General features: G+C 73.3%; 2 protein-coding genes. Both read left to right on the top strand.

The features are described from left to right. Positions 1-209: 209 nt before the first annotated feature. Positions 210-2,489, top strand: coding sequence for an FdhF/YdeP family oxidoreductase (locus ACWDNY_RS31230; RefSeq protein ID WP_451649177.1), 2,280 nt, complete (start codon positions 210-212; stop codon positions 2,487-2,489). Positions 2,490-2,542: 53 nt separating this feature from the next. Next, positions 2,543-3,031, top strand: coding sequence for a hotdog fold thioesterase (locus ACWDNY_RS31225; protein ID WP_451649176.1), 489 nt, complete (start codon positions 2,543-2,545; stop codon positions 3,029-3,031). Positions 3,032-3,400 lie beyond the last annotated feature (369 nt).

Below are 3,400 nucleotides of genomic sequence, written 5' to 3'. Positions count from 1 at the left end.
ACCGCCGTTCATCGAGGACAGCACGTGCACGGCGTCGTTGCCGGACATCAGGAAGACGCCCAGCCACAGCCGGCGAGGCCCTGCCGCGGGCGTCACGGCCCGCGGGCCGTGGGTCCCGGTCGACAGCGGTACCGGCCGGGACGGGTGTCGGCGCCCCGTGGCAGGATCGGAGACGTTTCTCACAGGTGCCAGCGAAGGGGAGCGCCGCGATGGCCACGAAGCCGCCCGAGAGTGATCCGGTCCAGGACGCGCCGCTGGTCACCGGGCCGAAGCACGCCGCGGCGGGGCTGCCAGCCGTCGGCCACACCCTGCGGATCGCGCAGCGGCAGATGGGCGTGCGACGCACGGCGCTGACCCTGCTGAGCGTGAACCAGAAGAACGGCTTCGACTGCCCGGGCTGCGCCTGGCCCGAGGGGGACGACCGGCACACGGCGGAGTTCTGCGAGAACGGCGCGAAGGCGGTCGCCGAGGAGGCCACGCTGCGCCGGGTCACGCCCGAGTTCTTCGCGGCCCACTCCGTGACCGGCCTCGCCGGCCGCAGCGGCTACTGGCTGGGCCAGCAGGGGCGTCTGACGCACCCGGTGTACCTCCCCGAGGGCGCGGACCACTACGAGCCGGTGACCTGGGAGCGCGCCTTCGACATCGTGGCGGAGGAGATCGCCGCCCTCGGCTCCCCCGACGAGGCCGTCTTCTACACCTCCGGCCGCACCAGCAACGAGGCGGCGTTCCTCTACCAGCTGTTCGCGCGCGAGCTGGGCACCAACAACCTGCCCGACTGCTCGAACATGTGCCACGAGTCCTCGGGCTCGGCGCTGTCCGAGACGATCGGCGTCGGCAAGGGCAGCGTCCTGCTGGAGGACCTGCACCGAGCCGATCTGATCGTCGTCGCCGGCCAGAACCCCGGCACCAACCACCCGCGCATGCTCACCGCCCTGGAGAAGGCCAAGGCGGGCGGCGCGAGGATCATCAGCGTGAACCCGCTGCCCGAGGCCGGACTGGAGCGGTTCAGGAACCCGCAGACACCCAGGGGCCTGACCACGGGCACCGTGCTCACGGACCTGTTCCTGCAGATCCGCATCGGCGGCGACCAGGCCCTCTTCCGCCTCCTCAACAAGCTGGTCATCGAGACGCCCGGCGCGGTCGACGAGGACTTCGTCCGTGAACACACGCACGGCTACCAGGAGTTCGCCGAGGCCGCCCGCGCCGCCGACTGGGACGCCACGCTCAGCGCGACGGGCCTGACGCGCGAGGAGATCGAGCGCACCCTGGAGATGGTCCTCGCCTCACGGCGGACCGTCGTGTGCTGGGCGATGGGCCTCACCCAGCACAAGCACTCCGTGCCCACCATCCGAGAGGTGGTGAACTTCCTGCTGCTGCGCGGCAACATCGGCCGCCCCGGTGCCGGCGTGTGCCCGGTGCGCGGCCACTCCAACGTGCAGGGCGACCGCACGATGGGCATCGTCGAACGGCCCGCGCCGGCCTTCCTCGACGCCCTGGAGAAGGAGTTCGGCTTCACGCCGCCGCGCGCGCACGGCCACGACGTGGTCCGCGCCATCCGCGCGCTGCGCGACGGCGAGGCGAAGGTGTTCTTCGCCATGGGCGGCAACTTCGTCTCCGCCTCCCCCGACACGCAGGTCACCGAGGCGGCCATGCGGCGGGCGCGGCTGACCGTGCACGTGTCCACCAAGCTCAACCGCTCCCACGTCGTCACGGGCGCGCGGGCCCTGATCCTGCCGACGCTCGGCCGGACCGAGCGCGACGTGCGGGCCGGCGGCGAGCAGTTCGTCACCGTCGAGGACTCCATGGGCATGGTGCACGCCTCACGGGGTCGTCTGGAGCCCGCGAGCGCGCACCTGCTGTCGGAGCCGGCCATCGTCTGCCGGCTGGCGCGGCGGGTGCTCGGCGAGCGCAGCACGGTGCCATGGGAGGAGTTCGCGGAGGACTACGCCGCGATCCGTGACCGGATCGCCCGCGTGATCCCGGGGTTCGAGGACTTCAACGCGCGTGTGGCCCGCCCCGGCGGCTTCGCGCTGCCGCACCCCCCGCGCGACGAGCGACGCTTCCCGACGGCCACCGGCAGAGCCAACTTCACCGCCGCGCCGGTGGAGTACCCGCGGCTGCCCGAGGGGCGGCTGCTGCTGCAGACGCTGCGCTCGCACGACCAGTACAACACCACGGTCTACGGCCTCGACGACCGCTACCGGGGCATCAGGAACGGCCGCCGGGTGGTGCTCGTCAACCCGGAGGACGCGCGGGCGCTGGGTGTGGCCGACGGGGCCCGCGTGGACCTCGTCGGCGAGTGGCGGGACGGGGTCGAGCGGCGGGCGCCGGGCTTCAGGGTCGTGCACTATCCGACGGCCCGCGGCTGCGCGGCCGCGTACTACCCGGAGACCAACGTCCTGGTGCCGCTGGACGCCACCGCGGAGATCAGCAACACCCCGGCCAGCAAGTCCGTCGTGGTCCGTCTGGAACAATCGGCGACCGACTGAGCGTTTGCTCAGCCGAGCAGGCCGTATCACGACGGACGAATGGAGCCGGGCCCATGGGCGAGCAGCAGGACGTGAAGTTCCCGCAGGAGGTCATCGACGAGTACGCCGCGCTCGGTGTGGACCTGCCGGCTCTGTTCTCCGCGGGGCACCTCGGGACGCGGATGGGCGTGCAGATCCTGGAGGCGTCGGCCGAGCGGGTCGTCGGGACGATGCCGGTGGAGGGCAACACCCAGCCGTACGGGCTGCTGCACGGCGGCGCGTCCGCGGTGCTCGCCGAGACGCTGGGCTCCGTAGGGTCGATGCTGCACGGCGGCACGTCCAGGATGGCCGTCGGTGTCGACCTCAACTGCACCCACCATCGCGGAGTGCGCTCCGGCCTGGTCACCGGTGTGGCCACGCCCGTGCACCGGGGGCGGTCCACGGCCACCTACGAGGTCGTGATCAGTGACGAGGAGGGGCGGCGGGTGTGCACCGCGCGGCTGACCTGCCTGCTGCGTGACGTGCGCCCGCAGGACGCCGAGCACGCGAACACGGCCGGCTGAGGCAGCCCGGTCACCCGCATCGGCCCCGCACGGAGACGCGCGGGGCCGATGCGCATCCGGGCCCGGCGGGCTCCCGGCAGGGGCAACCGCCGGCCGCACGCAGCGCGCGTCCGCAGCACCGGCCCGCCCGCACGGCACCCGCACGGCCGACGCACCGGCCCGCCGCACGCCACCGCACCCCGCACGGCCGGAAAGCACGCCCGCCACACCGCACCACACCCCCGCACGGCGTGCCCGCACCCCGCGGCACCCTTGTCCGCGGCAGCGCCGCAGCCTAGTGCCGCGGCAGGCAACGTTCGCCCCGTCGCGACGCCCGGCACGCCCTCTCGCCGCACCGGCCGGAAGCCCGAGTACATCCAGTACGAGGGC

The sequence above is a fragment of the Streptomyces sp. NPDC003697 genome, assembly GCF_053587115.1.
The sequence above is the reverse complement of the archived record's forward strand: the minus strand, read 5'-3'. Positions and strand labels throughout refer to the sequence as shown.

What these genes read in the sequence shown, in the direction of transcription:
- ACWDNY_RS31230 (WP_451649177.1), top strand. Translation starts at nt 210, where the DNA reads ATGGCCACGAAGCCGCCCGAGAGTGATCCGGTCCAGGACGCGCCGCTG.
- ACWDNY_RS31225 (WP_451649176.1), top strand. Translation starts at nt 2,543, where the DNA reads ATGGGCGAGCAGCAGGACGTGAAGTTCCCGCAGGAGGTCATCGACGAG.